Genomic DNA, 25836 nt, shown 5'->3' with positions numbered 1-25836 from the left:
CTTGCCAGTCCGTCGCAAAGGCCGGCAAGCGGGCCCGCACCGCAGCCCCCGGCTGGCGGCGCCCTTCCGCTCATGCGCCGGGGTTGGGCGGGGCCGGCTGGCTGGCTGGACCGCCTCTTCCCGCGCCCGGTGCCCGGCAACCGCAAACGGCCCGAGGATTTCGTCTATACAACCGAGGAGAAGCCGCCCCTTCCCGTGCTGCTCGGCATGGGGCTGCAGCATGCGCTGCTGGCGCTGATCTTCGCGCTCTATGCCGTCATCGCCGCCCAGGGCATGGGGCTGGATGCCGGGCAGACCATCGGCTTCGTCAGCGCCACCGTGCTGGTGATGGGCTGCGGCACGCTGCTGCAATCCCTGCCCACGCGCTTCAGCGCCGGCATGCTGCTGGTCACCATCCCCGGCCCCAGCCGGCTGCCTATCCACATCGCCGTGACGCTGCAATTCGGGCTGGCCGCCACCATGGGCGCCACCATCATCGCCGGGCTGGCAACGGTGGCCATGGCCCGCCTCATCCCCCGCCTGCGCCCGGTCTTCCCGCCGGAGGTGATCGGCGTGGTGGTGTTGATGCTCGGCATCACCCTCGTCACCGGCGGCGTCTCCCGCAGCGTGGGGCTGACGGGGGAGGGGCAGGCCTTCTCCGGCCCCGCGGCGCTGGCCGCGGCGGCGACCGTGGCCTGCATGGTCGGTATCGCCGTCTGGGGCTCGCCCGGCTGGCGCCGGGTGGCCATGCTGGCGGGCGCGGTGGTGGGCACGCTGGTCGCGGCCCTGACCGGCTCGCTGCCCACAGGCGGCCTGCCGGAGATGCCGCTGCTGGCCGTGCCGGTGCTGGGCCTGCAACTGCCCTGGCCGGAATTCCACCCGGTGGCGGTGCTGGTGATCCTGCTCTCGCAGTTCATCACCATCATGGACCAGTTCGCCAGCACGCTGTCGATGGACCGGCTGACGGATGCCAACTGGCGGCGGGCGGATATGCCGATGGTGGGGCGCGCCATCACCGGCGTGGGCATCACGCAGATCCTCTTCGGCTGCACCGGCACGCTGCCGGGCTCCTCCTCCTCCGCCAATATCGGCCTGGTGCATGCCACCGGCATCGCCGCGCGGCGGGTGGGGACGGTCGCGGGGCTGGCGCTGATCCTGGCCGCCTTCTTCCCGCCCGTGGCGGGGCTGCTGGCGCTGACCCCGGCGCCCGTCGTGGGCGGCATCCTGCTCTATACAGCCGCCTACATGATCACGGCCGGCATGGACCTGATCATGTCGCGCATGATGAACGCGCGGCGCAGCTTCACGGTGGGGCTGGCCGTGGTGCTGGGCACGGCGGTGATGCTGGTGCCGCAGCTCAGCCAGGAGGCGCCGGAGTGGAGCCGGGTGATCCTGGCCTCCGGCCTGACGGTGGGCGCCATCGCGGCGGTGGCGCTGAATGCCCTCTTCCGCATCGGCATCCGCCAGACGCACCGGCAGGTCCTGCCGCCCGAGCGCGAGGCCCAGGCCGCGCAGGAGGCGCTGGAATTCAGCGGCAAGCTCTGGGGCGTGCGGCAGGATACCGTGCTGCGCGCGGGCTATGCCGTGGGGGAGGCGCTGGAGGCGCTGCGGGAGATGGGGGTCGGCGGGCCCGTCACCCTGACCACCAGCTTCGATGAATTCAGCCTGGTCAGCACCCTCTCCTATCGCGGCCGCGCGCTGCGGCTGGAGCCCGGCGCCGCCCCCGACATGGCGGCGATGCTGGAGGCGGAGGAAGAGGATCTGGACGATGCCATGCGTCAGCTTTCCGCGCTGATGATCGTCAGGCTGGCGGACCGGGTGCGCGCCAGCCAGCGCGGCGAGACGGCGGAGCTGCAACTGTCCATCAGCAACTAGGGCCGCCCCGCCCCCGCGGCATCAGCCGGCGCTGAAGGTGATGTCCTTGGCGCCGTCCCACAGCACGCTGCGGCAGATACTGGCCAGCCGGTCCAGGTCTCCGGTGATGGTCAGGAAGTGGTTGCCGGCCAGCTGGCCGGCCTTGCTGGCGAAGCAGCAGGGGCCATAGGCCACCAGGATCTCCGTCTCGCTCATGTTGGAGACATGGCCGGGATGGACGATCACCTGACCCGGCGCCGGGTAGCTGGTGGCGTTCTCGAAGCCCACGCCCAGGTCGCGCTCGCCCATCGGAATCCAGCAGGCCTCGCCGCTCCAGCGCACATGGATGATGCGGTCGCGATAGGGCAGCATGGTGCGGAAGCGCGCCACGGTCTTCGGCGCGGCCTCCTCCTCGAAACGCGCGGAAAAGATCTCGCCGCCGATGTCGATGCGGATGTCGGCCAAGGCTGGTCTCCTGTGCGGAAGAAGCCTCTTCTCTAGCCGCCGTGCCGGCGGCCGGCCAGCGTCACGCGGGCCCTCTGCAACGACCACGCTGGGAAGAGGTTTCCTTGGCAGGGAACATCCAGCACGCCGCCGCGGGGCGAGGGCCCTGTGGGCTGAGGGAGCATCGCCATGATCCGTACCGTCACCGGCCTCTTCGACACGCGCGGGGCCGCCGAATCGGTCATCCACCACCTGATCAGCCATGACGAGGTCGACCGAAGCCGGGTCGTGCTGCACGGCCGGGCCAAGGCGGATGACGGCTTCGAGCATCAGGGAATCTGGATCTCACTCCTGCACCTCTTCGTGCCGGACCAGGACCGGCATGCCTATTCGGAGGCCATCCGCCGCGGCGGCTATGTCGTTTCCGTCGAATTGCCGGAGGACAAGATCCCGCATGTGATGCTCGTCTTCGAGACCCATGGCGCGATCGATTTCGACGCCCGGCAGGCACAATGGCGGGCTGAGGGCTGGAGGGGCTACCAGCCGCCAACCCAGGCCCCGGTCGCCGGGATCGGCGTGGCCACGGGGATGGGCATCGGCAATGTGGCTGGCGGGCCGTCCACCGGCGCCGCCCCGGGCGGCATGGCGGCGAATCCTGAGGCGGCGGCGCGCGGCGGGCGGCGCGACGAGAGCATCGGCGATGGCCGCATCCGCTCCTACATCAAGGATTCCACGCCGCGCTGAGACGCGCGGAGCGGGGCAGGCGGGGCGGGGATATCGCCACCATGCCCGCCGGAACCAGCGGCAGGGCCCGCGCGTTGACAGGGTTCAGCGCGGGAGGTGAGGCGTCATGCCGGCAGAACGGCCCGGGACCGTGCTCCCGCTCAGCGAGGAGAAGATCCATGTCGGGAAGCGGCTCCGGGAATCGGGCCGCGTCCGCGTCTCCGTGCGGACGGAGACGGTGGAGGAGGTGGTGCGGGAGACCCTCCGCAGCCGCAGCGCCGAGGTGACGCGTGTCCCCGTGGGGCAGGAGGTCGACCAGCTTCCCGTGACGCGGGAAGAGGATGGCGTAGTGATCATCCCGGTCGTCGAGGAAGTTCTTGTTGTAGTAAAGAAACTTTTCCTCAAAGAAGAAATTCACCTGCGTTTTCATGAAAATGAAGAAAACGTCGAGCAGGTGGTGGAACGGCGCGTTCAGAATTCGGTTGTTGAGAGGCTGATATCCGACGGGCCGGACAGTTCTGCACATCAGGACTCACCGGAATCAACTCCGCATTCTGAGGAATAAGTAAGATGACGCGAACCATTACTGGCCTTTTCGATACGCGAGAGGCCGCGGAAGCGGTCATCGACCATCTCGTCGCCCAGGACGGGGTGGAGCCCAGCCGGATCACGCTGCAAGGCGGCGAGAGCATCACGGGCACCCTGGCCCCGGGTGCAGGCGAGAATGAGGGCTTCTGGGCCTCGCTGAAGAACCTCTTCCTGCCGGAGGAGGATCGTTACGTCTTTTCCGAAGGCATCCGCCGCGGCGGCTATCTGCTGGCCGTGGAACTCGACGAGAATCAGGTCGCCCATGCCATGGATGTCTTCGAGGCACATGGCGCCGTCGATCTCGATGCACGGGAGCAGGAATGGCGCGACAGCGGCTGGCAGGGCTATCAGCCGGCGGCCGGGGCCGGCACAGCCACGGATACCGGCGGGCGCATGGGCGGTGACCTCCGCACCGGGGCGGCCATGGGCACCGGCATCGGGGCGGATGCTGGCCTGGGCACGGGTGCCGGCGCGCGCGCGGAGAGCGGCCCCGGCACCAGTGCCGGGGTGACGGCGGGCGGCGGCACGGCCGCAGGCTCTGCCCCTGGCGGCGTATCGGCGGGGATGGAGACCAGCGGCCTTCGCGCCGCCGGTACGGTCGGCGCGGGCGAGGCCCGTGTCGGCGAGGAAGGCGTCATCCCCATCGTCGAGGAGAAGCTGCGCGTCGGCAAGCGCGATACCGAGCATGGCCGCATCCGGGTCCGCTCCTATGTCATCGAGACACCGGTCACCGAGCAGGTCTCGCTGCGTGAGGAATATGTGGAGGTGGAGCGCCGCACCGTGGACCGCCCGCTGAGCGATGCTGACAATGCCTTCCGCGAGCAGACCATCGAGGCGGTAGAGCACCGCGAGGAGCCCGTGGTCTCGAAGGAGGCCCGGGTGGTCGGCGAGGTCGCCATCAACAAGGGAGCGACCGAGCATACCGAGACGGTGAAGGAGACCGTGCGGCGCCAGGATGTGGAGGTGGAGGATACCCGCGGCACGAAGGGCACCGGGACGCCGGGCACAACCGGCACCACGGACACGTCGGGCACCGCCGGCAAGGTCTGACCCGGCGCGCGTCACCAGTCGCATGAGGCGCGCGGGCGCCGGCCCAGGAATGCCGGCGCCCGCCGGGGCGTCAGTGCGGCAGGGGCAGGGCGCGGTCCACCAGCACCACGGGCACGCCCTGGCTGCAGGATTCCACGCGGCTGGCGACGCCGAAGGATTCCGCCAGCACCTCGGGCGTCACCACCTCGGCCGGCGCGCCCACGGCCAGCAGCCGGCCCTTGGCCAGCACCGCAACCTGGTCGCAGGCGCGGATCGCCAGGTTGATGTCATGGATGGCGACGATGCCGATCGCGCCGCTCGCGCGCACGGCGTCCCGCACAGCCTGCACCACCGAAAGCTGCCAGCGCAGGTCCAGCGCGCTGGTGGGCTCGTCCAGCAGCAGCAGGCGTGGTTCCCGCACCATCACCTGCGCCAGCCCCACCATCTGCCGCTGGCCGCCGGAAAGCTCGTTCATCCGCCGCAGCGCCAGATGGGTGATGCCCAGCGTCTCGAAGGCGCGGGCGATAGCGGCCTCGGCCTGGCGGTGGCTCAGGTCGCCCCGCACGGCGCGGCAGGCGGAGAGCACGGCCTCATAGGCCACCAGCGGGCTGGAGGGCGGCAGGCTCTGCGGAAGGTAGCCCACCAGCGCCGCGCGGCGGGCGGCGGAAAGGCCGGGGAGGGAGGTGCCGTCCAGCAGGATCTCGCCCTGGGCGCGGCCCAACCCGGCGATGCCGCGCAGCAGCGTGGACTTGCCGGCGGCATTCTGCCCCAGCAGCCCCAGCAGCGTGCCCGGCGGCAGCGGCGGCAGGCTGAAATCTTCGATGACGCGACGGTTGCGATAGCCGGCGGTGACGCCGCGCAGCAGCAGGCCGGGCATGGCGGCGCTCATTGCCCGCGTCCCCGGCCGAAGAGCAGCGCCAGGAAGAGCGGCACGCCCACCAGGGAGGTGACGATGCCCACCGGGATGATCAGTCCGGGCACCAGCAGCTTGGAGGCGATGGAGGCCAGCGACAGCACCAGGGCGCCCGCCAGGGCGGCGCCGGGCAGGAAGAAGCGATGGTCCTCGCCCAGCAGCAGCCGCGCCATATGCGGGCCGACCAGCCCCACGAAGCCGATGGTGCCGACGAAGGCGACCGCCGCCGAGGCCAGCAGGCTGGCCCGCAGCATCACCACCAGCCGCAGGCGCGCGGTGTCGATGCCCAGCGATTCGGCCTGCGCCTCGCCCGCCCGCAGCGCCGTCATCTTCCAGACGTTCAGCATCGAGAAGGGCAGGCAGAGCGCCAGCACGGCGGCCACCACGGCGATCTTTGCCCAGGTGGCGCGGGCCAGGCTGCCCATGCCCCAGAAGACGATCTGCTGCAGCGTCTCGGCATCGGCGACGAACTGCAGCAGCGCCACGGCGGCATTCAGCGCGAAGACCAGGGCGATGCCGAAGAGCACCACCGTATCCACGCCCGTGCCGCGCATCCGCGCCAGGGCCTGCACCAGCACGGCGGCGCCGGCGGCGAAGGCGAAGGCGCCCACGGGCACCGCGAAATGCTGCGGCACGCCGAAGGGCGCGAGGCCCGTCACGATCACCAGCGAGGCGCCAAGCGTGGCCGCGGCCGAGACGCCCAGCGTGAAGGGGCTGGCCAGCGGGTTGTTCAGCACCGTCTGCATCTCGGCGCCCGAGAGGCCGAGCGCCGCGCCCACCAGCACCGCCATGATGGCGTAGGGCAGGCGCACATTCCACAGGATCACCTGGATCGGCCGGGGCAGGCTCTCCGGGTCGATGATGCCGGAGATCACCGTGGACAGCGTCAACTGCGCCGGGCCGGTGGCGATATCGGCCAGCAGCGCGGCCACCAGCGCCAGGGCCAGCAGCGCCAGCAGGATGACGCGCCGGCGGACGAAGCCGGCATAGCCGCTGGCGAGGCTCTCTGGGGCAGGGGCCTCGGCCGCGATGCTGTGTCCGCTCACCGCCCGGCTTCCACCCAGTAGAGGCCGGTCAGCGGCACGGGCTGGAAGCGCTCATAGAGCATCTTCATCGTCGCCTCGGGGTCGAGGTCGGCGAAGAGATCGGGGTGCAGCCACTTCGCCAGGGCCTGCACGGCCACGACATTGAAGGGCGAGTTGTAGAAGTTGTGCCAGATGGCCATGGCGCGGCCCTGCCGCACCGCCTCCAGCTCCTTCACGCCCGGCCGGGCCAGGGCGGCGGCCAGGGTGGCGCGCGCCTCCTCGGCCGTCGCGCCATTGCCGAGGGCGATGCGGGGATGGCCGGGTTCCTGCGCCGCGCCCGGGCGGCCGACGGCGGTGCCCACCCAGTATTGCGGCTGGTCGGTCAGCAGCTTCTCCAGCGAGACCTTGCCGGTGGCGCCGGGCAACAGCGCGGCGCCCAGGTTCTCGGCCCCCGCCGCATCCAGGAAATGCGCCATCATCGTGCGTGCCATGGTGTCGCAGCAATCCTCGGAGAAGCCGACGCGGCTCTCCAGGAAGACGCGCGGCTTCTCCGGCCTGGCCTCGGCCAGCCGGTCCGTCACCAGCTTCAGCTGCTTCTCCCACTCCTCGACGAAGGCCCGCGCCTCCGCCTGCCGGCCCAGGGCCTCGCCCAGCACCAGCATGGAGCGGGGGGTATTGGCCAGCGGGTCGGTGCGGAAGTCGATGAAGACGATCTTGGTGCCCGCCGCCTCCAGCGCGTCGATCACCTGGCGGGACTGGCTGCCCGGGCCATGGCCGGAGACGCCGAAGATGGCGAGATCCGGCACGGTGCCGATGGCGCGCTCGACCGAGAAGGTCTCGGCGGCGCTGCGTCCCAGGCGGGGGATGCTGTCCAGCTTCGGCGCGACGGTCTTGAACTGGGCATAGGTCTGCGGGTCGAGCTGCCGCAGGTCGTCCTGCATGCCGACGAGGCGCGCGGTCGGGTCGCCCTTCTCCAGAATGGCCAGCACGGGGAGCAGCCGGCTCTCGCCGAGGATGATGCGCTCGACCTTGGCCGGTATGTCCACCTGCCGGCCGGCGAGGTCGGTGACGCTGCCCGCCCGGGCGGCCGGCAGCGAGGTGGCAAGCAGGGCAAGGCCACAGACGGCAGTGGCCAGGACGCGGCGAAGCATCGTGCGGATCTCCGGAAGAAGGCAGGGGCCAACCGGATGGCGGGCTAGACCTTATGAGAACGATTTGCAATATCAAACGCTGCCCGGCTCTGGCCTGCTGGCCGGTCCGGATGGAGAATCCGGCATGAGTGTCACCGTCCGCATCCCCACGCGTATCCGCCACCCCCTGCGCTTCCGCCTCCTGCAGGTGCTGCGGGTGGAGCGGCCCACCCCGCATCTGTGCCGCGTCACGCTGGGCGGGCCCGAACTGGAGGGCTTCACCAGCGCCGGTTTCGACGACCATGTGAAGGTCTTCTTCCCCGCGCCGGGGCAGGAGCGCCCGGTGCTGCCCACCCCCGGCCCGAACGGCCCCGTCTTCCCCGAGGGCGAGCGCCCGGACAGCCGCGACTACACGCCGCGCCGCTTCAGCTGGAGCGAGCTGGAGATCGATTTCGTGCTGCATGGGGAGGGGCCGGCCTCGACCTGGGCGGCCCAGGCGGCGCCGGGGCGGTTCCTGGGCATCGGCGGCCCGCGCGGCTCCTTCGTCCTGCCGGAATATGACTGGTATCTGCTGGTGGGGGACGAGACGGCACTGCCAGCCATCGCCCGCCGGCTACGGGAGCTGCCCGCCGGCGCCCGCGCCATCGTGCTGGCGGAGGTGGCGGATGCGGCGGAGGAGCAGCCGTTTCCCTCGGCGGCGGAGGAGCAGCCGTTTCCCTCGGCGGCGGATGTCAGCGTCACCTGGCTGCATCGCGATGGCGCTGCGCCCGGCACGCCCGATGCGCTGCTGGCCGCCCTGGAGGCATTGCGGCTGCCGGCGGGGGAAGGCCATGCCTGGGTTGCCACGGAATCCGCCGTGGCGCGGGCCTTGCGCGCCCTGCTGCTGGAGCGGCACGGGCTGGACAAGGCCCAGGTCAAGGCCGCCGGCTACTGGAAGCGCGGCAGCATGGGCGCGCATGAGCGGATCGAGGATTAGGCGGAACCCGGCCGCCGCCGCGCCAGGCCGGTGATCAGCAGCCCTGAGCCCAGCAGCAGCAGCGAGGAGGGCTCGGGCAGATCCATCGGAACGGCGGGCAGCCTGGGGGCCACCATCAGGTGCCCGATCTCAAGGGGTGCCGGCGCATCCGCAGCGCCGAAGCTGTTCCGGCACCCGGCGTAACAGCCCTTCATCATGCCGGTGCCGGTGGTCATCGTGGCGGTGAAGCCGGCCTGGGTATGGGTCGCATGGGCCGGGGCCGGGCAGGCCAGTTGCAGAATTATGGCCATGGCGAAAACCGGGAGCCAGGCGCGCATATGGGAAGTCCTTGCTGTCAGTCACATCAGGCTGGAGTTCCGCAGGAAAGCAGGATCCGTGCCGGAAGCCTAAGCTGGACCATGACAGTTAGTTGAGAGATGGCCGGGCGGCAACGGCGGCCCTGCCAGATGGGCTGGGATGCCGGCAGCATGGTCCCCGGCCTGGTTCGGGCCGCCGGGTCCACTGGAACGCACCGAAGGCGGGGGCGGGCAGGAAGCCGCGGAGACGCAGCCTGCCGGTACCGGGGAGGTTGAACATCCGCGCTGCGGGAGAGGCCGATACGGCCGCCGGAAAGACGGATCTTCCGGCGGCCTCCGGTTCTTTGGCCCGGCCGACGGCAGGCGGGTGGCGGAATTCCTGCGCCGCCTGCCCTTTTCCTCAGCCCGGCGGCGGGCCGGCGACGGGGCCCTGCGCCCCGGCATGCCCGGCCAGGGCGCGGCGGCGGCTGGCCAGGCCGTAGAGGCGCGGCCCCACCAGCGCGATCAGCGCCAGGATCAGGATGCAGACCGAGACGGGGCGGGTGACGAAGGTGGTCCAGTCGCCCTGGCTGATGGTCAGCGCCTGCCGCATCGCCTGTTCCGCCATCGGGCCCAGGATCATGCCGATGACCACGGGCGCGGTGGGGAAGTCGAAGCGCCGCATGAACATGGCGATGACACCCAGCGTGTAGAGGATGACGAGATCCACCACGCTGTTGCTGATGCCATAGGTGCCGATGGTGGCGAAGACCAGGATGCCCGCATAGAGCTGCGGCTGCGGGATCTTCAGGATGCGCGCCCAGAGCCCCACCAGCGGCAGGTTCAGCACCACCAGCATGATATTGGCGATGTAGAGCGAGGCAATCAGCGTCCAGACCAGCTCGGCCTGGCTGGTGAAGAGCATCGGTCCCGGCTGGATGCCATAGGACTGGAAGGCTGAGAGCATGATGGCGGCGGTCGCCGAGGTCGGCAGGCCCAGCGTCAGCATCGGCACCAGGATGCCGGCGGCGGCGGCGTTGTTGGCGGCTTCCGGCCCCGCCACGCCCTCGATGGCGCCGGTGGTGCCGAACTCGCCGGCGTATTTCTTCCGCACCAGCTTGCGCTCGAAATAATAGCTCAGCATGGTCGGCATCTCGCTGCCGCCGGCCGGCATGACACCGAAGGGAAAGCCCAGCGCCGCGCCGCGGAACCAGGGGCCGACCGAGCGCTTCCAGTCCTCCTTCGACATCGACAGCCGCCCGACCTCGCGCACCTGCGTCTTCGCGTCATGGTGGCGCCAGGCGAGGTAGAGCGTCTCGCCCACCGCGAAGAGGGCGACGGCCACCAGCACCACGTCGGTGCCGTCCAGCAGCTCGATGACGCCGAAGGTCATGCGCGGCTGGCCGGTCTGCAGGTCGATGCCGATCAGCCCGAGCATCAGTCCCAGCCCCAGCGCGGCCAGCCCGCGCAGCGCCGAGCTGCCGAGCACCGCCGAGACGGTGACGAAGCAGAGGATCATCAGCGAGAAATATTCCGCCGGCCCCAGCTTCAGCGCCTGGTCCACCACCAGCGGGCCGAGGAAGGACAGGCCCAGCGTGCCGATCGTACCGGCGACGAAGCTGCCGACCGCCGCCGTATAGAGCGCCGGCCCCGCGCGGCCGTTGCGGGCCATCTTGGCGCCTTCCAGCGCCGTGATAATGGAGCCCGATTCGCCCGGCGTGTTCAGCAGGATGGAGGTGGTGGAGCCGCCATACATGGCGCCGTAGAAGACGCCGCAGAAGAGGATGAAGGCACCCGTCGCCGAGACCTGGAAGGTGATGGGCAGCAGCAGCGCGATGGTCAGCGCCGGGCCGATGCCCGGCAGCACGCCGATGGCGGTGCCGAGGAAGCAGCCGAGCAGCGCCCAGCCCATGTTGGTGAGGGTGAGCGCATTGCCGAAGCCCAGGGCGAGCCCAGTCCAGACATCCATGGCCTACAGGATCCCTTCCAGGATGCCGGCGCCGATATCGACGCCCAGCAGCTTGTCGAAGGCCAGGAAGGCAGCCAGCGCGACGGCCAGCCCGATCAGCACGTCCCGCAGCAGGTTGCGGCTGCCGAAGCCGGCTGAGACCAGCGCGAACTGCACCGTGGCGGCGAAGACGAAGCCCAGCGTGTCGATCAGCACGAGATTGGCGGCCAGCCCCGCGCCCACCAGCCCGAGGGCCCGCCAGTTGGTGGGCGGCGCGTCGCGCACCTCCTCCATGCCGCCCGACCAGCCGCCGCGCAGCGCCTCGACCACCAGCCCCGCGCCGATCAGCGCCACCAGCGCGCCGATCAGGTAGGGCACGAATTTGGGCCCGACCTGCGCATAGAGTGGCGTGGCCGGGATCACGCTGGCCTGCCAGAGGCAGAGCAGGCCCAGCAGCACGACGAAGATGCCGGCCACCAGATCGGGGCCGGCACCGGGCTTCAGCAAGCCCGTCCTTGAAGAAGTCACGCCCTGCCTTCCCTCCGCTGGCGGCCTCAGACGAGGCCGACCTCCTTCAGCACGGTTCCGGTCGCCGCCTCGTCCTGCTTCAGGAACTCGGCGAAGGCGTCGCCGGAGAGATGGGCGCGCTCCCAGCCCTGGCGCTCGCACATCTCGCGCCAGGCCGGCAGGGCATCGAGGTCGGTGAAGAACTTCACCATCTTCTCCTTGTCCGCCGGCTTCATGCCGGGCGGGCCGAAGACGCCGCGCCAGTTGCCCATGGCGATGTCCACGCCGCTCTCCTTCAGCGTCGGCACGCCGTCCAGGCTGCGCGTCTCGCCCGTGGTGGCCAGGGCGCGCATGCGGCCGGCCTTCACCTGCTCGGCGAATTCGGAGATGCCGGAGATGCCGGCCTTGACCTGCGCGCCCAGGATGGCGGCCTGGGCCGGCCCGCCGCCGGCGAAGGCGACATAGGAGCCGTCCTTGGCGGAGCGGCCCTGCGACTTCAGCATCAGCCCCAGCACGATATGGTCGATGCCGCCCGCGCTGCCGCCGGCCACCGAGGTGCCGCCGGGATTCTCCTTCAGCGCCGCCAGCAGGCCCTTGATGTCCTTGATGTCGCTCTCGGCGGGCACGACGATGATACCGGGCTCGGTGATCAGCCGCGCCAGCGGCGTGGTGTCCTTCAGCCCGACCGGGGAGCGGTTGGCCAGCACCGCCCCCACCATGATGGCGCCGCCGATCATGATCGAATCGCCCCGGCTGCGCCGCTGCGCCACGAAGCGCGGCAGGCCCACGGTGCCGCCGGCGCCGCCGACATTCTCGAACTGGAAGCTGCCGACCAGGCCCGCTTGGCGCGACACCTGCTCGATCGCGCGGCCCAGCCCGTCCCAGCCCCCGCCAGGCCCGGCCGGCACGAAGACGTTCATGGAGGAGAAGACCTGCTCCGCCCGCGCGGGGCGGGAGAACAGCGGCAGGCCGGCAGCGACGCCCGTGGCGGCCAGGGTTGCGGTGGCCAGGAACTGACGGCGGACCAGCATGATTCGTTTCCTCACGTTACTTGGATCTGTCTGCGCAGGTTGCGCGAAGAACACGCCGCCGGCAAATGGCAATCCGGCAACCTCGCACGGCTTGCACCGGGCCCTGCGGCCCCGCCATGTTGCATTGCGGCGGCGGGGGTCTGGATGCGTATCTGGCTTGCAGTGGGAAGTGTTCTGGCCTTGCTGGCGGCCCCTGGTTTCGTCTCCACGGGCCTCGCCCAGCGGGCGGGGGCAGGTGCGGGGGCAGCTCCGGCCCCGCGCCCGGCGCAGGACCGCATGGTGGTCGTGGTCAACGAGCTTGGCCTGGCGCTGCGCGAACTCTATGTCACGCCCACCGGCAGCGTGGAGCCGGGCGAGGACCGGCTGGGGACGGAGACCCTGCCCACCGGCGCCAGCCTGCGCGTGCCCCTCGGCCGCCAGACCCTCTGCCTCTTCGATGTGCGCGTGGTGCTCTCGGACGGCACCTCGCGCGAGCGGCGGGGCGTCGATCTCTGCCGCGGCAACCGTGTCACCTTCGGCGACCCCAATGCGCCGCTGCGGGAGGCGGTGGTGGAGAATGCCACCGACCTGACGCTGCGCGAGCTCTACGCCATCCCCTCCGGTACCGCCCGCAACGGGGAACGCGGCCCGGACCGCCTGGGCAGCGAGGTGGTGCCGCCCGACAGCACCTTCATCCTGCGCCTCGGCCGTACCCAGGACTGCGTCTACGACGTCACCGCCGTCTTCGAGGACGAGACGCTGGAGGAGAAGCGCCGCGTCGATCTCTGCCGCCGCGCCCGCCTCTCCTTCGGCGATCCCAGCCTGCCCTGGCGGGAGCTGGAGGTGGCCAATGGCAGCGGCCGCACCATGCGCAGCCTCTTCGCCGACACCACGCCGCTGGAGTCGGGCGAGACGCGGCCGCAGGAGCGCTGGGGGCCGGACCGCATGGGCGCGGTGCCCGTGGAGGCCGGGGATACCTTCCAGCTGCGCCTGCGCAGCCGTGCCTGCCAGGCTGACCTGCGCGCGATCTATGAGGACGACACGGTGGAGGAGAAGACCGGGGTGGAGATGTGCAGCGGCAACCGCCGGGTGCTGTTCGACGGCAGCGGCATCCCGCGGGCGCCGGAACGCGTGCTCACCCTGGTCAACCGCCACAGCGCGGCGGTGGAGGAGGTCTATGCCTCCGACATCAACGACACGGACTGGGGCGACGACCGCCTCACCGGCCCGCTGGAGCGTGGCGGGCGGCAGGAGATCACGCTGCGCAGCGGCTGCGAGGTCGATCTGCGGATCGTCTTCGGCAATGGCGGCGCCGAGGAGCGGCGCGGCATCGATATCTGCGCCGTCGGCATGGTGGTGCTGCGCCCGAACTGGGTGCTGGCCGAGAAGCTGGACCGCAACCCCGGCCCCATCGAGCGGGCCCCCCCGCGCGAGGGCGGCGTGCGGCTGCGCAACAGCGGCCCCGCGCCCATCGTGGAACTCTACGTCCATCCCGCCGGGCAGGACCGGGGCCCGGACCGCCTGGGCTCCACCGTGCTGGGGCAGGGGGAGGCCCTGGACTTCCAGCCACCCGAGGGCGTCGGCTGCACCGCCACCCTGTCCGCCGTCTTCCGCGACGGGCGGGAGGTCAGCCGCCCCGACCTCAACCTCTGTTCCGGGGCCGAGGTGGCGCTGCCATGAGCCGCCGCCCCTCCCTGCTGGCCGCCGCCCTGGCGGGCCTGCTGCTGCTCGCGCCGCCCGCCATGGCCCAGCCTTCCCCGGCGCCGGTGCCCGAGGCCCTGCGGGGCCCATGGTACCAGGGGGAGTGCTCCGCCCCCACGGTCGCGCTGCAACTGACCGCCCGCGCCGCCACCCGCCTGCCCGTGGATGGCCCGGCGCGGCTGATCCGCTTCACGGAATCCCGTCAGGTCGATGGCTGGACCATGGGCGTCGGCCGTGGCGCCGAGGCGCCGCGCATCCTGCTGCGCGGCAATGCCGGGGCGCTGGAGACGGCCGAGCCCGACGCGAAGCTGCGCGACGACCGCCTGCCCGGCCCGACGCCCATCCAGTCCTGGCACCGCTGCCCCGCCGCCCCCGCCGGGCTGGCGGCGCTGCATGGGGAGGGGGTGGCTTTCCTCTCGGCGCTGGAAGCGATGGAGGCCGCCTGTGGCCCCAGCGCGCCCTCGCCCCAGGCCTGCACGGAAGCCCTGATGCGGGAGGGCGACGTCTCCGGCGACAAGGCGCTCTCGGTCGCGGAGATCGCCCGGCTCGTGCGCGGCGCCAGCTGGGTCCTGGCGGCTTCCGAGGATGCGACGCCAGAGACGGTGCTGGCCACCGGTGGCGGCGGGCTATTGGCCGGCGTGGCGGTGGGGCGGCTGCTGATGGAGAGCCTGGATTATGACGGCGACGGCAAGCTCTCCGCCGCCGAGCTGGGCCAGGACCGCCTGGGCTTCGGCCGCGCCACCGGCTCGGCCGCCGGACGACCGGTGCGGCTCCAGGGGCTGCAGGAAGGCGTCATCCTGCTGCGCGGGGTGCTGGAAGGACTGCTGAACGAGCAGGAGTGACAGGGCCAGGGGGCGCCGCCCCCCTGGCCGGGGCGGCATATTAGCCCGCGATGCTGCCGGGGTCCGTATTCGCCCCGCAGACCACCACGCCGACCTTCGCGCCGTCCGGCGGGGCGAAGGCGCCGCAGAGCAGGGCGGCCAGCGCGGTGGCGCCGCCGGGTTCGGCGATCAGACGGCAGCTGTCCCACAGCCGGCGCTGGGCCTCGCGGATGGCCTCGTCCGGCACCAGCACGGACTGGCGGACGTATTGGCGGGCGATGGGAAACATCACCTCGCCCACCTGCCGCGCACCCAGGCTGTCAGCCGCCACGCCGCCGACCGGGGCCGGAGCAGGGTGGCCCTCGCGGAGCGCGGTATGCAGGGTGGGGCAGGCCTCGGGCTCGACGCTGACCAGATGGGCGCGGCCGGCATACCAGGCGGCCATGCCGCCGATCAGCCCGCCGCCGCCGGTGGCCACCAGCACATGGGTCAGTTCTGGCGCGTCTTCCTCCAGCTCCAGCGCCAGGGTTCCCTGGCCGGCCAGGACCTCGGGCTGGTCATAGGCATGCACCAGCAGCGCGCCGGTCTCGGCGGCGCGCGCCTCGCTGGCGCGGCGCGCGTCGTCATAGGCGGCGCCGCCCTGCACCAGCTGGGCGCCATAGCCGCGGATGCGCGCGACCTTGGCGGCGGAGGTGATCTCCGGGACGAAGATCTCGGCCGGCACGCCCAGGCTCCGGGCGGCATAGGCCACGGCCGCGCCATGGTTGCCGCCGGAGGCCGCAATGACCCCGGCCGCCGGCAGCGGTCCGGCCAGCATCCGGTTGAAGGCGCCGCGCGGCTTGAAGGAGCCACTGGCCTGCAGCAGCTCCAGCTTCAGCGTGACATCGCAGGGCGTGCCCAGGGCGCCGGCCGGCAGGCGCAGCAGTGGCGTGCGGCGGATATGCGGGGCGATGCGGCTGGCCGCCGCGCGGATCTCGGCGGCGCCCAGTGCCGGCATGGCGGGTGCGGTGATGGGGTCGGTCATAACGCGGCAGGGTTGCACTGATCCGAAAGGGAGTGCAACCGGGGTGCTCTTGTTTTGCCTGCCCCGAAGATGCCATATTTCTTCATATTTCAGGCGGGAACGGGGGCCCGACTATGTTGCAGCACGGAAGCTGCGCCGCATCCGCTGGGGCAGGGGTCCTGCTCCTGGGCGTGCCCGGCGCCGGCAAGTCCGACCTGCTGCTGCGGCTGATGCAGCGGGGCTGGCAGCTGGTGGCGGATGATCAGGTGGCACTCTCGGCGGTGGCCGACGGGGTGACCGCCGATGCCCCGGAGGAACTGGCCGGGCTGCTGGAGGTGCGTGGCATCGGCATCTTCCAGGGCCTTCCCCATGGCCCCGCGGCACTCCGCATGGCCGTGCTGCTGGTGGGGCGGGAGGAAGTGCCCCGCCTGCCGGAACCCCGAGCCTTCGAGGTCTTGGGCCATTCCCTGCCGCTGCTGGCGCTGCATGCCTTCGACTGTTCCGCTCCGGCCAAGATCGAACTGGCCCTGGGTGTCGCGGAGGCGCGCTATGCCCTGCGCGCCGGCGCCTTCGCGGCCGCATGACCGGAACCAGGCCTCGCCCGGTGGTCCTGGTCACCGGCCTCTCAGGCGCCGGCAAGTCCTCCATCCTGCGGATGCTGGAGGATCTGGGTTTCGAGACGGTGGACAACCCGCCCCTCTCGGTGCTGGAGGAGATTGTCCGGGAGGGCGGCGGCGGCCCGATCGCGGCGGGGGTGGATGCCCGCACGCGCGGCTTCGATCCGGCCGAGCTGCTGGCGCTGCTCTGCCGGCTGCGGCAGATGCCGTCCATCGCCTTGCAACTGGTCTTCGCGACCGCCGAGGAAGGGGTGCTGCTGCGCCGCTATTCCGAGACCCGGCGGCGGCATCCGCTGGCGCCGGGCGGGTCGCTGGGCGCGCGGGTCAGCGACGGCATCGCGCGGGAGGCGGCGCTGGTGGCGCCCCTGCTGGATGCCGCAGATGTGGTGATCGACACCTCCGACCTGCCGCTGCCGGATCTTCGCCGGCAGGTCGAGCAGCGCTTCCGCGACAATGGCGACGCCCTGGGCATGGCGGTGGCGGTGATTTCCTTCGCCTTTCCGCGCGGCCTGCCGCGGGAGGCCGACCTGGTCTTCGACCTGCGCTTCCTGCGGAACCCGCATTACGACCCGGCGCTGCGGCACCTGACGGGGCGGGACCCGGAAGTCGCCGCCTTCATTCAAGAGGATTCCGGCTTTGGTCCATTCTGGCAACGCATGACGGCGCTGTTAGACCCGCTGTTGCCCCGCTACGCGGCCGAGGGCAAGAAATACCTGACGATCGCGCTGGGCTGCACGGGTGGCAAGCACCGCTCCGTGCTGCTGGCGGAGATGCTGGCGGCGCATCTGGGGAGCCAGGGATGGCGGGTGGACCTCACCCACCGGGAAGCGGCCCTGTCAGAACGCTCGCCGAAAGACCATATGAGGGCCGAGGACGGCCCTACCCCAAGCCGGGCCGGGATTGGCCCTGATCCTCTTATTTCCCCTGCGGGTCGGGAGGCCCCATCTTCTTGCAAGCCCCCAGAATGTTGAACGCCTTGATTCGCCAACCCCTTCTTCCGGTGGCCACGCGATGATCGGTATGGTTCTGGTCAGCCACGGCCGCCTGGCCGACGAACTGCGCCTCGCCATGGAACATGTGGTGGGGCCGCAGCGTGGTGTCGCCACGGTCTGCATCGGGCCGGAGGACGACATGGATGGCCGGCGGCAGGATATCCGCGACTGCGTCGCCGCCGTCGATCAGGGCGATGGCGTCGTGATCCTGACGGATATGTTCGGCGGCACCCCCTCCAACCTCGCGACCGCCGTGGCGGAGGAGCCTTCGGGCGTCTGTCCGGTGGAGGTGATCGCGGGCGTGAACCTGCCCTTGATGGTCAAGCTGGCACGCGTGCGGGGTGCCCAGCCCTTGGCGCAGGCGGTTGAATACGCCATGTCTGCGGGACGGCGCTATATTTCCTGCGCCACCCCCGCCCGTTGCCCGCCGCCCGAGCCGATGGGGCTTTGCGGCGCCGACGGCAAGGCCGGAACAAGCTGATGTTCATGCTCCCGCACCTGCGCCCCCTGTTCCTCGCACCCTCGGATTCCTTCCGCGAGATCAATGGCCGGCCGGGCGATGGCAATTCGGCCGAGGCGGCTGCGGACAACCCGATGGTGCTGCGCCGCACCGTGACCATCCGTAACAGCCGCGGCCTGCATGCCCGCGCGGCGGCGAAGCTGGTGACGCTGGCCGAGCGTTTTTCCGCCTGCGTGAATGTCTCCCGCCATGGCCAGACCGTGCCGGCATGCTCCATCATGGGATTGATGATGCTGGGAGCCGGCAAGGGCAGCGAAGTGGTGGTGGACGCGGAAGGATGGGACGCGAAGGAAGCCCTCGATGCTGTGGCCGGCCTGATCGAGGCCGGATTCCATGAAGATTGAGGGTCAGCGGAGCACCGAAGCCAAGGCCGCCGCGGCCGAGTCCGTGAAGAAGCCCGGCGAGGGCGCCAGAAAGGCCGCGCTGCGCCGGCAGCGCGAGATGGTGGTCAAGGGCATCCCCGTCTCTCCGGGCGTGGTGATCGGCGCCGTCTATGACACCAGCGAGGTGCAGGCCGAGACGCCCCGCCGCCAGATCCAGGCCGGAATGGTGGATGGGGAGCGCCATCGCCTGGCCTCTGCCGTCACCGCCAGCCGCAAGCAGGTCTCCAAGCTGAAGGCGCGCCTGGGCGTTCTGCCGGAGGAGGCGCAGGAGGAGCTGGAGCCGCTGCTGGATGCCTATGCGATGATGCTGGGTGACAGCCGGCTGATCCGTGGCGCCCGCCGCCGCATCGGCGAGGAGCTGCTGGCTGCCGAGACGGCGGTGCAGGACGAGGCGGAGTCCATCGCCGCCACCATCCTGGCCGCCAAGGACGACGACAAGGCCGGGCTGAAGCGCCGCGCCGGGGAGGTGCGGGAGATCGCCCGCCGCCTGACCCGCAACCTGACGGCCACCCCCTTCCGCAGCCTGACCAATGTGCCCGTCGGCGCCATCCTGGTGGCGGAGGAGCTGACCCCGGCCGATGCCGCCCTGCTGGACCCCACCCGCATCGCCGGCGTGGCGACGGAGGAAGGCGGGTCGGACGGCCATACCGCCATCATGCTGCGGGCGCTGGGCATCCCGAGCGTGCTGGGCTGCCCCGGCCTGACCGAGGCCGCGACGCGTGGCGACCAGGCGGTGCTGGACGGCGCCGCCGGCACCATCGTGCTGCGCCCCGGCGCCGCCGCGCTGGAGGCCGGGCGGGATGCCCTGGCCGCCTATGCCAAGGAGAAGGCGCGCCTGGCCAAGCTGCGCCGCCTGCCTGCCGTCACCCAGGACGGGGAGGAGGTGGAGCTTCAGGCCAATCTGGAGATCCCGGCCGAGCTGCCGCTGATCGCCCAGGCCGGCGCGCAGGGCATCGGCCTGCTCCGCACCGAGTTCCTCTTCATGAACCGCGAGGACCTGCCGGACGAGGATGCCCAGGTCGCCGCCTATACCCAGATCGTCGAGGCGATGGCGGGCGACTGCGTCACCATCCGCGTGCTGGACTGGGGCGGCGAGAAGGATATGCAGGCCCTGGCGGAAGGCATCGAGCCCTTCCATGCCGGGCCCAACCCGGCGCTGGGGCTGCGCGGCATCCGCATGCTGCTGAAGAAGCCGGAGCTGCTGGAGGCGCAGTTCGCCGCCATCCTGCGCGTGGCCGGCGCCGCCAGCCAGCAGGTCACGGCCCAGGGCGCCCCGGCCGGGCAGATCCGCGTGCTGCTGCCGATGGTGACGGTGCCGGAGGAGGTGCGGCAGGCGCGCGAGATCTATGAGCGCGTCGTCCGCCGCCTGCGCCGCAAGGGCGTGCCGCTGCCGGAGAAACTGCCGCTGCTGGGCGCCATGATCGAGACCCCCGGCGCTGCGCTGGCGGCCGATGCCATCGCGCTGGAGGCCGATTTCTTCGCCATCGGCACCAATGACCTGGCCATGTACACCCTGGCGGTGGACCGGGCCGAGGCCGAGGTCGCCCATCTCTACGACCCCCTGCACCCGGCCGTGCTGCGTCTCGTGCAATTCGCGACGGAAGCGGCGCTGCGGCTGCGCATGCCTGTCTCCGTCTGCGGGGAGATGGCGGGCAATCCCCGTCTGGTGCCGCTGCTGCTGGGCCTGGGGCTGCGTGCCCTGTCGATGAATGCCAGTGCCATCCCCCGCGTGAAGCAAATGGTGCGGAGCCTGAAGATCGACGACTGCGCCCGCCACGCCCGCCGGGTGATGGAGCAGGGCGACCCCAAGCGCATCCAGGAACTGGTGATGGGTTTCGGCCAGGACGGCTGAGGCTCTGCCGCCCTGTCCAGACCGCGCCGCCATCCGCAGGAGCCGGCGTCGGGCCCCTGGAAAAGCCGGTGCATGACTTCCGCATCTCCGGGAGAGGGGAAACCGCAGCAGGCCGTTGTGATCGCGCGCCTGCGGTGCCGGCGGTGCTGTTTCCCTGGAAGGGGTCAGCATCCCGGACGCGCGTGGATGTCGACAATCACATAAAGATATCCTGATATATAGCGGCTTCCCTGGCCTTGCCGCGGCGGGCGTGTTACGCCGCGCTGATCTTCCAAGGGGCCCCCCGATGAGCACGACCGCCTTCTCCGACTACAAGGTGAAAGACATCTCCCTGGCCGAGTGGGGCCGCAAGGAGATCTCGATGGCCGAGGACGAGATGCCCGGCCTGATGGCGCTGCGCGCGGAATACGGCGCCAGCAAGCCGCTGAAGGGCGCGCGCATCGCGGGCTCCCTGCACATGACCATCCAGACCGCCGTGCTGATCGAGACGCTGACCGCGCTCGGCGCCGAGGTCCGCTGGTCCTCCTGCAACATCTTCTCCACCCAGGACCATGCCGCGGCCGCCATCGCCGCCGCCGGCATCCCCGTCTTCGCCTGGAAGGGCCTGACGGAGGAGGAGTTCTGGTGGTGCATCGACCAGACTGTCCGTGGCCCGGATGGCTGGGAGATCAACATGATCCTGGACGACGGCGGCGACCTGACCACCGTGGTGCATGAGAAGTTCCCCGAGCTGCTGCCGGGCATCCGCGGCCTGTCCGAGGAGACCACCACCGGCGTTCACCGCCTCTGGGACATGGCGCGCAAGGGCACGCTGAAGGTCCCCGCCATCAACGTGAACGACAGCGTGACGAAGTCGAAGTTCGACAACCTCTACGGCTGCCGTGAATCGCTGGTGGACGCCATCCGTCGCGGCACCGACGTGATGATGGCCGGCAAGGTCGCCGTGGTCGCCGGCTTCGGCGACGTGGGCAAGGGCTCCGCCGCCAGCCTGCGCAATGCCGGCTGCCGCGTGCTGGTGACCGAGGCCGACCCGATCTGCGCCCTGCAGGCCGCGATGGAAGGCTATGAGGTCGTGACCATGGAGAATGCCGCGCCGCGCGGCGATATCTTCGTCACCGCCACGGGCAATATCGACGTCATCACCATCGACCACATGCGCGCGATGAAGAACCGCGCCATTGTCTGCAACATCGGCCATTTCGACAGCGAGATCCAGATCGGCGCCCTGCGCAACTACGTCTGGGACAACATCAAGCCGCAGGTCGACGAGGTCATCTTCCCCGACGGCAAGCGCCTGATCGTGCTGTCCGAGGGCCGGCTGGTGAACCTGGGCAATGCCACGGGCCATCCGAGCTTCGTGATGTCCGCCAGCTTCTCCAACCAGGTGCTGGCGCAGATCGAGCTCTGGACCAACCACCAGGCCTATGAGAACAAGGTCTACACGCTGCCGAAGAAGCTGGACGAGAAGGTGGCGGCGCTGCACCTGGCCAAGGTCGGCGCGCAGCTGACCAAGCTGTCCCAGGCCCAGGCCGAGTATATCGGCGTGACCCCGGCAGGCCCCTTCAAGCACGAAGAATACCGCTACTGAGACCACGCGGCCGGGGCCCTGCGCCCCGGCGTCGGCGGTGGCCTGGCTGGGCGCCGCGACAAAGCCGCCGCTTCCCCTGCCGGGGAGGCGGCGGTTCGCGTTCCGGAGGTGAAGCTCGGGGAATGAATTCCCCAAACCCCTCCTTTCTTCTTCGATCTGGTGGCACGCCCCGGTTCAGGGCCGAAGCTGAAACTCGAACATAAAAGAAGGGGGCCCGGGGGAATTCATTCCCCCGGCCTTTCTGCAAACCTTCAGCCGCCCGTCGCCATCTTCAGCGGCGGCTCCACCCCTTCCGGGATCGGGCAGACATAGGGCGTGGCTTCCGTCCGCGCCGCGAGATCGGCCTTGGCCGCCGCCAGCAACTCCGGCTTCTCGATCAGGTCCACGGCGGTGCCGGCCATGACCTTGGCCACATGCACCATGCCCTTATGCGCCGCCGGCATCTTGCCCTGCGCCGTCCATTGCCAGGAATGCGCGGGGGTGCCGATGGCGAGCGTCGCGCCGCTGGCCTGCACCGTCGGCACCACCCAGGAGACATCGCCCACATCGGTCGAGCCCAGCAGGCTGGGGCCGCTGCGTTCGGCGATGGGGGGCTGGATCGCATCCGCCAGCGGCTGGTCCTGGCGGGCCTTGAAGCCGGAGCGGTTGTAGTTGCTGGCGATATCGGCCGGCGAGAGAGTCACCTGGATCTCGCGGGCGAATGCACGATCCGCCTCATCGAAGGGCGGCGGGCCAAGGCGTTCGAAATTGCTCTGCATCACCTGCTCCAGCGGCGCATTGCCCAGCAGGTTGGCGGTGGCGGAGAGGATCTGGCTTTCCACCGTGGTCTCGGTCATCAGCGCCGCACCCTCGGCGATCTTCTTCACCCGCTCGATCAGCGCGAACATCTCGTGCAGCGTATGGGCGCGCACGGCGTAGCGCACTTTGGCCTGGCCCTGCACCACATTGGGCGCGATACCGCCGGCATTCAGATAGGCGTAATGGATGCGCGCGTCGGACGGCATGTGCTCGCGCATGTAGTTCACGCCGACATTCATCAGCTCGACGGCATCCAGCGCGCTGCGGCCGAGATGCGGCGCGGCGGCGGCGTGGCTGCTGCGGCCGGTGAAGGAGAAGTCGATCCGCGTCATCGCCAGCGAATCGGCTTCCTGCACGCCAGCCCAGGCGAAGGGATGCCAGGTGATGGCGGCATCCACGTCGCGGAAGGCGCCGGCGCGCACCATGAAGGTCTTGGCGGCGCCGCCTTCCTCGGCCGGGCAGCCGTAGTAGCGGACGCGGGCTTTCAGGCCATTCTTCTCCAGGTGGTCCTTCAGCGCGGTGGCGGCGAGCAAGGAGGCCGCGCCCAGCAGGTTGTGGCCGCAGCCATGGCCATGGCCCCCGGCCTCGACCGGCCGGTGCTCGGCCACGCCGGATTCCTGGGACAGGCCGGGCAGCGCGTCATATTCGCCGAGGAAGGCGATGACCGGCCCTTCCTCGCCCGCCTCGCCCATGACGGCGGTGGGGATGCCGGCGATGTTCCGGGTGACGCGGAAGCCCTGCTTCTCCAGCATCGCCACATGCTCGGCGCAGGAGCGCACCTCGTTGTAGAGCAACTCCGGCATATCCCAGACGCGGTCGCTCAAGGCGGTGAACTCGTCCTTCCGGACATCGACGAGATGCCAGATCGCTTCCGTATTCCGCATGGGGATGCTCCTGCTGCCAGTCGTCCGGGAGTGGCCTCGGCCGGCGGGCCGCGTCAAGCCGGGGCGGAGAGCGGCAGCAGGAAGAGCCAGACCACGCAGGCGAAGCCCAGCAGGAAGAGCGCGGTGCGGAGGCGCGGGATCCCGGCCAGATAGGCGCCGGTATAGGCCAGCCGCAGCAGCACGAAGGCGAAGGCCAGCAGGTCGATCCGCCCCTGCGCGGCGCCGGCCGCCTGCGCCAGGATCACGGCGGCGGCGAAGGGCGCGAAGGCCTCGAAGTGGTTGCGGTGCGCCCAGTCCGCGCGCTGGCGATAACCCTGCTGCTGCTCCAGTGAGGGGCGGACCGCCGCATTGTCGAAGCCGGGCGCGCCGGCCTTGGCCACCACCACTGTCAGGTAGGGCAGCAGGGCGGCCGCCAGGATCATCCAGTTCGCCAGGGTCATGCCGCCGCGCGCTCCATCGCTGTTCTCCAGGGAGGGCAAGGAGACCGGAGGCGGGCGGTGCTGTCCAGCGGACGCGGCCGGGGCGGTGGGGGAGGAGGGGAAGCCGCCCCGGCCGTGCCTTCAGAACCCGGGGCGCGGCTTGCCGTCGGGTCCGATATCCCATGGTGCGCGGCGCGCCTCGCGCTGGGCGCCATGGCGTGTCACGCCGATGTCGCGCAACAGATGTTCATCCAGTTCCTGCAGCTGCAGGCGCGTCTCCACCATGATGAGCATGTGGCGGAGAAGGCCGGCCCAGCCGAAGGCTTGGCTGACATGGCCCGGTATCGTCCGCAGGTTGGAAGCCTGGGCGGGATGGGCGAGCATCGAAAGAACCTTTCATGTTCCGTTCTGGGTGCGGAAGGCTGCACCTCTTGGCGGCGCCGATGCTGCGGTCGGGAGCGAAATAAATAAAACGAATTATTTTGATGTTCGGTATCAAGATAATGGATAATGGGTCATGCTCTTCCTCCCGCCCGGCCTGGACCCGGATCTGCTGCGCTCCTTCGTGCTGATCGCCGAAGGCGGCAGCGTCACGCGCGCCGCCCAGCGGGTGGGGCGCACGCAGTCCGCGGTTTCCATGCAGATGCGGCGGCTGGAGGATGCGCTGGGCCAGCCGCTGCTGCTGCGCGGCCGCGGCGGCTTCTCCCTGACCCCGCATGGGTCCTGGCTGCTGGATCGGGCGCGGCCGCTGCTGGCCATGCATGACGAGATCCTGGCCAATTTCCGCTCCCCCGACATCACCGGCCATGTGCGGCTGGGCACGCCGGACGACTATGTGCTGGTCTGGCTGCCGGAAATCCTGGCCCGGTTCGCCGAGACCCATCCGGCGGTGGAGATGGAGGTGATCTGCGCTCCTTCCTCCGAACTGCTGCAGCGGCTGGAGCATGGGGAGCTGGACCTGACCCTCTTCTCCGCCGGCAATGGGCGGGAACAGGACAGCACCATCCTCTGGCGCGGGCCGCTGTATTGGGTGGGTTCCTCCGCCCATGCGGTGCACCGGATGTCGCCGCTGCGGCTCTCGCTCGCGCAGCCGAGCTGCGTCTGGCGGAAGGCGGCGACGACGGCGCTGGAGGAAGCCGGGATTCCCTGGCGCGTCACCTACAGTTCCAGCTCGCAGATGGGCACGCATGCGGTGGTGCTGGCGGGGCTGGCCATCACCGTCGGCCTGGCGGCGCCGTTGCAGGCCGGGTTGCGGGTGCTCGACGAATCGGATGGCCTGCCGCCGCTGCCGGAATTCGAGATCGCCCTGGCCGCCGGAAGCGATACTCCTGTGGCACGCGCGCTGGAGGAGCACATCATCGGCAGCTTCCGCCATGAGCCAGGCGGCCTGCCGGACCGGGGTGGCTGAGAGGCACCAATCCTACTTGCCGGATGGATGCGCGGATGCTGCACTCCTGCCGATGCGGGGAAGGCGGCCGGATGCGGCGCGCCCCCCCTGCATCCCCCCAGGACGGAACAAAGCCGCCGGGGTCACGGGATGGAGCAGACGAGAATGACGAACACCCATCGGAGAGGCCTGCTGGCCTTGACCGCCGCAGGGCTGGCCATGCCGGGCCTGCTGCGGGCGAGCGAGGCTTGGCCGGACCGGCCTATCCGCCTCATCGTGCCCTGGCCGCCCGGTGGCAGCACCGATACCGTGGCCCGCATCCTGCAACCCCGCCTGCAGGATGTGCTGGGCAAGCCGGTGGTGATCGACAATCGCGGCGGCGCCTCCGGCTCGATCGGCGCCATCGAGGCGGCACGGGCCCCGGCGGACGGCATGAGCTGGATGCTGGCCTATGACACCCAGGCCACGAA

Annotated in this window: 27 protein-coding genes (1 of these 27 cut by a window edge); 15 read left to right on the top strand and 12 right to left on the bottom strand. The window is 70.6% G+C overall.

The window, feature by feature from the left end:
- Nucleotides 1–72: 72 nt before the first annotated feature.
- A complete protein-coding gene (locus IAI58_RS01090; RefSeq protein ID WP_207447906.1) occupies nucleotides 73–1854 on the top strand; it encodes a uracil-xanthine permease family protein in 1782 nt (593 codons plus the stop codon).
- 21 nt (nucleotides 1855–1875) lie between these two features.
- On the opposite strand, the gene IAI58_RS01085 is transcribed toward IAI58_RS01090, so the two are convergent.
- Nucleotides 1876–2298: a DUF3830 family protein gene (locus tag IAI58_RS01085; RefSeq protein ID WP_207447905.1), complete on the bottom strand. Its 423-nt coding sequence runs from the start codon at nucleotides 2296–2298 to the stop codon at nucleotides 1876–1878.
- Between the two features lie 168 nt (nucleotides 2299–2466).
- Here IAI58_RS01085 and IAI58_RS01080 point away from each other — a divergent pair, with 168 nt between their 5' ends.
- The 3 genes from IAI58_RS01080 to IAI58_RS01070 all read left to right on the top strand — a co-directional run bounded on the left by IAI58_RS01080 (nucleotide 2467) and on the right by IAI58_RS01070 (nucleotide 4638).
- The gene (locus tag IAI58_RS01080; RefSeq protein ID WP_207447904.1) at nucleotides 2467–3021 is read left to right on the top strand and encodes a hypothetical protein; all 555 of its coding nucleotides are present in this window, start codon (nucleotides 2467–2469) and stop codon (nucleotides 3019–3021) included.
- 106 nt (nucleotides 3022–3127) lie between these two features.
- A complete protein-coding gene (locus IAI58_RS01075) occupies nucleotides 3128–3565 on the top strand; it encodes a DUF2382 domain-containing protein (protein WP_207447903.1) in 438 nt (145 codons plus the stop codon).
- A 5-nt stretch (nucleotides 3566–3570) separates the two neighbouring features.
- A complete protein-coding gene (locus tag IAI58_RS01070) occupies nucleotides 3571–4638 on the top strand; it encodes a YsnF/AvaK domain-containing protein (protein ID WP_237182468.1) in 1068 nt (355 codons plus the stop codon).
- A gap of 70 nt (nucleotides 4639–4708) precedes the next feature.
- On the opposite strand, the gene IAI58_RS01065 is transcribed toward IAI58_RS01070, so the two are convergent.
- Genes IAI58_RS01065 through IAI58_RS01055 form a run of 3 tightly spaced genes read right to left on the bottom strand, consistent with a single transcriptional unit; the run spans nucleotide 4709 to nucleotide 7706 of the window.
- Nucleotides 4709–5506 carry an ABC transporter ATP-binding protein gene (locus IAI58_RS01065; RefSeq protein WP_237182467.1) on the bottom strand — a complete coding sequence of 266 codons (798 nt, stop codon included), beginning with the start codon at nucleotides 5504–5506 and terminating at the stop codon, nucleotides 4709–4711.
- The gene (locus IAI58_RS01060; RefSeq protein WP_207447902.1) at nucleotides 5503–6576 is read right to left on the bottom strand and encodes a FecCD family ABC transporter permease; all 1074 of its coding nucleotides are present in this window, start codon (nucleotides 6574–6576) and stop codon (nucleotides 5503–5505) included. Before IAI58_RS01060 ends, IAI58_RS01065 begins: the two co-directional genes overlap by 4 nt.
- Nucleotides 6573–7706, bottom strand: a complete 1134-nt coding sequence (locus IAI58_RS01055; RefSeq protein ID WP_207447901.1) for an ABC transporter substrate-binding protein — start codon at nucleotides 7704–7706, stop codon at nucleotides 6573–6575. Before IAI58_RS01055 ends, IAI58_RS01060 begins: the two co-directional genes overlap by 4 nt.
- Before the next feature lie 124 nt (nucleotides 7707–7830).
- Between IAI58_RS01055 and IAI58_RS01050 the strand changes: the two genes are divergently transcribed.
- Nucleotides 7831–8661 (top strand): siderophore-interacting protein, encoded by an 831-nt coding sequence (locus tag IAI58_RS01050; RefSeq protein WP_207447900.1) that lies wholly within the window; start codon nucleotides 7831–7833, stop codon nucleotides 8659–8661.
- Here IAI58_RS01050 and IAI58_RS01045 read toward each other — a convergent pair.
- From IAI58_RS01045 to IAI58_RS01030, 4 genes are all read right to left on the bottom strand, one after another.
- Nucleotides 8658–8978, bottom strand: a complete 321-nt coding sequence (locus tag IAI58_RS01045) for a PEP-CTERM sorting domain-containing protein (RefSeq protein ID WP_207447899.1) — start codon at nucleotides 8976–8978, stop codon at nucleotides 8658–8660. The two genes, IAI58_RS01050 and IAI58_RS01045, sit on opposite strands and share 4 nt — an antisense overlap.
- Nucleotides 8979–9357: 379 nt before the next feature.
- Nucleotides 9358–10905 (bottom strand): tripartite tricarboxylate transporter permease, encoded by a 1548-nt coding sequence (locus IAI58_RS01040; protein ID WP_207447897.1) that lies wholly within the window; start codon nucleotides 10903–10905, stop codon nucleotides 9358–9360.
- A gap of 3 nt (nucleotides 10906–10908) precedes the next feature.
- Nucleotides 10909–11391 (bottom strand): tripartite tricarboxylate transporter TctB family protein, encoded by a 483-nt coding sequence (locus IAI58_RS01035; RefSeq protein ID WP_207447895.1) that lies wholly within the window; start codon nucleotides 11389–11391, stop codon nucleotides 10909–10911.
- Between the two features lie 47 nt (nucleotides 11392–11438).
- Complete coding sequence (locus tag IAI58_RS01030; protein WP_207447893.1) at nucleotides 11439–12422, bottom strand: Bug family tripartite tricarboxylate transporter substrate binding protein; 984 nt, start codon at nucleotides 12420–12422, stop codon at nucleotides 11439–11441.
- Nucleotides 12423–12566: 144 nt separating this feature from the next.
- Between IAI58_RS01030 and IAI58_RS01025 the strand changes: the two genes are divergently transcribed.
- A complete protein-coding gene (locus IAI58_RS01025) occupies nucleotides 12567–14081 on the top strand; it encodes a hypothetical protein (protein ID WP_208776001.1) in 1515 nt (504 codons plus the stop codon).
- Complete coding sequence (locus IAI58_RS01020; protein WP_207447889.1) at nucleotides 14078–14944, top strand: hypothetical protein; 867 nt, start codon at nucleotides 14078–14080, stop codon at nucleotides 14942–14944. Before IAI58_RS01025 ends, IAI58_RS01020 begins: the two co-directional genes overlap by 4 nt.
- A 40-nt stretch (nucleotides 14945–14984) precedes the next feature.
- On the opposite strand, the gene IAI58_RS01015 is transcribed toward IAI58_RS01020, so the two are convergent.
- A complete protein-coding gene (locus IAI58_RS01015) occupies nucleotides 14985–15947 on the bottom strand; it encodes a threonine/serine dehydratase (protein ID WP_237182466.1) in 963 nt (320 codons plus the stop codon).
- A gap of 113 nt (nucleotides 15948–16060) precedes the next feature.
- Here IAI58_RS01015 and IAI58_RS01010 point away from each other — a divergent pair, with 113 nt between their 5' ends.
- The 6 genes from IAI58_RS01010 (at nucleotide 16061) to ahcY (ending at nucleotide 21878) form a co-directional block, all read left to right on the top strand.
- Nucleotides 16061–16510 carry an HPr kinase/phosphorylase gene (locus IAI58_RS01010; RefSeq protein WP_207447887.1) on the top strand — a complete coding sequence of 150 codons (450 nt, stop codon included), beginning with the start codon at nucleotides 16061–16063 and terminating at the stop codon, nucleotides 16508–16510.
- Between the two features lie 20 nt (nucleotides 16511–16530).
- Nucleotides 16531–17514 (top strand): RNase adapter RapZ, encoded by a 984-nt coding sequence (rapZ, locus tag IAI58_RS01005; protein WP_336512365.1) that lies wholly within the window; start codon nucleotides 16531–16533, stop codon nucleotides 17512–17514.
- A gap of 40 nt (nucleotides 17515–17554) precedes the next feature.
- Complete coding sequence (locus tag IAI58_RS01000) at nucleotides 17555–18016, top strand: PTS sugar transporter subunit IIA (RefSeq protein ID WP_207447885.1); 462 nt, start codon at nucleotides 17555–17557, stop codon at nucleotides 18014–18016.
- A gap of 113 nt (nucleotides 18017–18129) precedes the next feature.
- The gene (locus IAI58_RS00995) at nucleotides 18130–18399 is read left to right on the top strand and encodes an HPr family phosphocarrier protein (protein ID WP_237182472.1); all 270 of its coding nucleotides are present in this window, start codon (nucleotides 18130–18132) and stop codon (nucleotides 18397–18399) included.
- On the top strand, nucleotides 18389–20290 hold the full coding sequence (ptsP, locus tag IAI58_RS00990) for a phosphoenolpyruvate--protein phosphotransferase (RefSeq protein ID WP_207447884.1): 1902 nt from the start codon (nucleotides 18389–18391) through the stop codon (nucleotides 20288–20290). Before IAI58_RS00995 ends, ptsP begins: the two co-directional genes overlap by 11 nt.
- A 286-nt stretch (nucleotides 20291–20576) precedes the next feature.
- Nucleotides 20577–21878: an adenosylhomocysteinase gene (gene ahcY / locus IAI58_RS00985; RefSeq protein WP_207447883.1), complete on the top strand. Its 1302-nt coding sequence runs from the start codon at nucleotides 20577–20579 to the stop codon at nucleotides 21876–21878.
- A 251-nt stretch (nucleotides 21879–22129) separates the two neighbouring features.
- Here ahcY and IAI58_RS00980 read toward each other — a convergent pair whose 3' ends face one another.
- From IAI58_RS00980 to IAI58_RS00970, 3 genes are all read right to left on the bottom strand, one after another.
- On the bottom strand, nucleotides 22130–23560 hold the full coding sequence (locus tag IAI58_RS00980) for an amidohydrolase (RefSeq protein WP_207447882.1): 1431 nt from the start codon (nucleotides 23558–23560) through the stop codon (nucleotides 22130–22132).
- A gap of 53 nt (nucleotides 23561–23613) precedes the next feature.
- Nucleotides 23614–24000: an MAPEG family protein gene (locus IAI58_RS00975; RefSeq protein ID WP_207447881.1), complete on the bottom strand. Its 387-nt coding sequence runs from the start codon at nucleotides 23998–24000 to the stop codon at nucleotides 23614–23616.
- A gap of 120 nt (nucleotides 24001–24120) precedes the next feature.
- Nucleotides 24121–24363 carry a DUF1127 domain-containing protein gene (locus IAI58_RS00970; protein WP_207447880.1) on the bottom strand — a complete coding sequence of 81 codons (243 nt, stop codon included), beginning with the start codon at nucleotides 24361–24363 and terminating at the stop codon, nucleotides 24121–24123.
- A 133-nt stretch (nucleotides 24364–24496) separates the two neighbouring features.
- Here IAI58_RS00970 and IAI58_RS00965 point away from each other — a divergent pair, with 133 nt between their 5' ends.
- Nucleotides 24497–25387 (top strand): LysR substrate-binding domain-containing protein, encoded by an 891-nt coding sequence (locus tag IAI58_RS00965; RefSeq protein WP_207447879.1) that lies wholly within the window; start codon nucleotides 24497–24499, stop codon nucleotides 25385–25387.
- Nucleotides 25388–25531: 144 nt separating this feature from the next.
- Nucleotides 25532–25836, top strand: the start of a protein-coding gene (locus IAI58_RS00960) for a tripartite tricarboxylate transporter substrate binding protein (RefSeq protein WP_207447877.1). Its footprint extends 673 nt past the window's final position; 305 of the gene's 978 nt are visible here — the first part of the coding sequence; its start codon is at nucleotides 25532–25534; its stop codon lies off the right edge, out of view.

The sequence above is a fragment of the Roseomonas marmotae genome, assembly GCF_017654485.1.
In the GTDB taxonomy this organism is placed as follows: Bacteria; Pseudomonadota; Alphaproteobacteria; order Acetobacterales; family Acetobacteraceae; genus Pseudoroseomonas; species Pseudoroseomonas marmotae.
The sequence above is the reverse complement of the archived record's forward strand: the minus strand, read 5'-3'. Positions and strand labels throughout refer to the sequence as shown.

Excerpts from the sequence above, each read along its gene's own strand:
- IAI58_RS01090 (WP_207447906.1), top strand. The coding sequence starts at position 73 with ATGCGCCGGGGTTGGGCGGGGCCGGCTGGCTGGCTGGACCGCCTCTTC.
- IAI58_RS01080 (WP_207447904.1), top strand. The coding sequence starts at position 2,467 with ATGATCCGTACCGTCACCGGCCTCTTCGACACGCGCGGGGCCGCCGAA.
- IAI58_RS01075 (WP_207447903.1), top strand. The coding sequence starts at position 3,128 with ATGCCGGCAGAACGGCCCGGGACCGTGCTCCCGCTCAGCGAGGAGAAG.
- IAI58_RS01070 (WP_237182468.1), top strand. The coding sequence starts at position 3,571 with ATGACGCGAACCATTACTGGCCTTTTCGATACGCGAGAGGCCGCGGAA.
- IAI58_RS01065 (WP_237182467.1), bottom strand. The coding sequence starts at position 5,506 with ATGAGCGCCGCCATGCCCGGCCTGCTGCTGCGCGGCGTCACCGCCGGC.
- IAI58_RS01055 (WP_207447901.1), bottom strand. The coding sequence starts at position 7,706 with ATGCTTCGCCGCGTCCTGGCCACTGCCGTCTGTGGCCTTGCCCTGCTT.
- IAI58_RS01050 (WP_207447900.1), top strand. The coding sequence starts at position 7,831 with ATGAGTGTCACCGTCCGCATCCCCACGCGTATCCGCCACCCCCTGCGC.
- IAI58_RS01045 (WP_207447899.1), bottom strand. The coding sequence starts at position 8,978 with ATGCGCGCCTGGCTCCCGGTTTTCGCCATGGCCATAATTCTGCAACTG.
- IAI58_RS01040 (WP_207447897.1), bottom strand. The coding sequence starts at position 10,905 with ATGGATGTCTGGACTGGGCTCGCCCTGGGCTTCGGCAATGCGCTCACC.
- IAI58_RS01030 (WP_207447893.1), bottom strand. The coding sequence starts at position 12,422 with ATGCTGGTCCGCCGTCAGTTCCTGGCCACCGCAACCCTGGCCGCCACG.
- IAI58_RS01025 (WP_208776001.1), top strand. The coding sequence starts at position 12,567 with ATGCGTATCTGGCTTGCAGTGGGAAGTGTTCTGGCCTTGCTGGCGGCC.
- IAI58_RS01020 (WP_207447889.1), top strand. The coding sequence starts at position 14,078 with ATGAGCCGCCGCCCCTCCCTGCTGGCCGCCGCCCTGGCGGGCCTGCTG.
- IAI58_RS01015 (WP_237182466.1), bottom strand. The coding sequence starts at position 15,947 with ATGACCGACCCCATCACCGCACCCGCCATGCCGGCACTGGGCGCCGCC.
- IAI58_RS01010 (WP_207447887.1), top strand. The coding sequence starts at position 16,061 with ATGTTGCAGCACGGAAGCTGCGCCGCATCCGCTGGGGCAGGGGTCCTG.
- IAI58_RS01000 (WP_207447885.1), top strand. The coding sequence starts at position 17,555 with ATGATCGGTATGGTTCTGGTCAGCCACGGCCGCCTGGCCGACGAACTG.
- IAI58_RS00995 (WP_237182472.1), top strand. The coding sequence starts at position 18,130 with ATGGTGCTGCGCCGCACCGTGACCATCCGTAACAGCCGCGGCCTGCAT.
- ptsP (WP_207447884.1), top strand. The coding sequence starts at position 18,389 with ATGAAGATTGAGGGTCAGCGGAGCACCGAAGCCAAGGCCGCCGCGGCC.
- ahcY (WP_207447883.1), top strand. The coding sequence starts at position 20,577 with ATGAGCACGACCGCCTTCTCCGACTACAAGGTGAAAGACATCTCCCTG.
- IAI58_RS00980 (WP_207447882.1), bottom strand. The coding sequence starts at position 23,560 with ATGCGGAATACGGAAGCGATCTGGCATCTCGTCGATGTCCGGAAGGAC.
- IAI58_RS00975 (WP_207447881.1), bottom strand. The coding sequence starts at position 24,000 with ATGACCCTGGCGAACTGGATGATCCTGGCGGCCGCCCTGCTGCCCTAC.
- IAI58_RS00970 (WP_207447880.1), bottom strand. The coding sequence starts at position 24,363 with ATGCTCGCCCATCCCGCCCAGGCTTCCAACCTGCGGACGATACCGGGC.
- IAI58_RS00965 (WP_207447879.1), top strand. The coding sequence starts at position 24,497 with ATGCTCTTCCTCCCGCCCGGCCTGGACCCGGATCTGCTGCGCTCCTTC.